At 63.7% G+C, this 597-nt stretch carries 1 protein-coding gene; it reads right to left on the bottom strand.

The annotated features are described in order from the left end of the window. Positions 1-597: ABC transporter permease subunit (locus G3N98_RS39550; RefSeq protein WP_206151156.1), on the bottom strand; the 597-nt coding region annotated here is incomplete at both ends.

Genomic DNA, 597 nt, shown 5'->3' with positions numbered 1-597 from the left:
TCACGCGGCCGATCATCAGCGTGTCGGCGCCGCCGAGCAGCTCCGGAATCACGTACTCGCCCACCGCCGGGATGAACACCAGCAGGCTGCCGGCGATGATCCCGTTCTTCGACAGCGGCAGCGTGATCCGCGTGAACGCGACCCACGGTTTCGCGCCGAGGTCGTACGCGGCTTCGAGCAGCGTGAGGTCCATCTTCACGAGGTGCGCGTACAGCGGCATCACCATGAACGGCAGGTACGAATAGACCATCCCGATGTAGACGCCTGCATCGCTGTGATAGAGGCGCAGCGGCGTGTGGATGATGCCGAGCGCGATCAGCGTGTGGTTCAGGAGCCCGTCGTCCTTCAGGATGCCGATCCAGGCATACACGCGGATCAGGAACGACGTCCAGAACGGCAACATCACGGCCATCATCAGCACGTTGCGGCGGTTCGGTTCCGAGCGCGCGATGTAGTACGCCATCGGATAGCCGATCAGCAGGCACAGCACCGTCGAGACGGCGGCCATCTTCAGCGAGCTGAGGTAGGTCGCGATGTACAGGTCGTCCTGCAGCAGGAACGCGTAGTGCGACAGCTGCAGCGCGAAGTGCACGACGC

The sequence above is a fragment of the Burkholderia sp. Tr-20390 genome, from assembly GCF_017104595.1.
GTDB lineage: Bacteria > Pseudomonadota > Gammaproteobacteria > Burkholderiales > Burkholderiaceae > Burkholderia.
The sequence above is the reverse complement of the archived record's forward strand: the minus strand, read 5'-3'. Positions and strand labels throughout refer to the sequence as shown.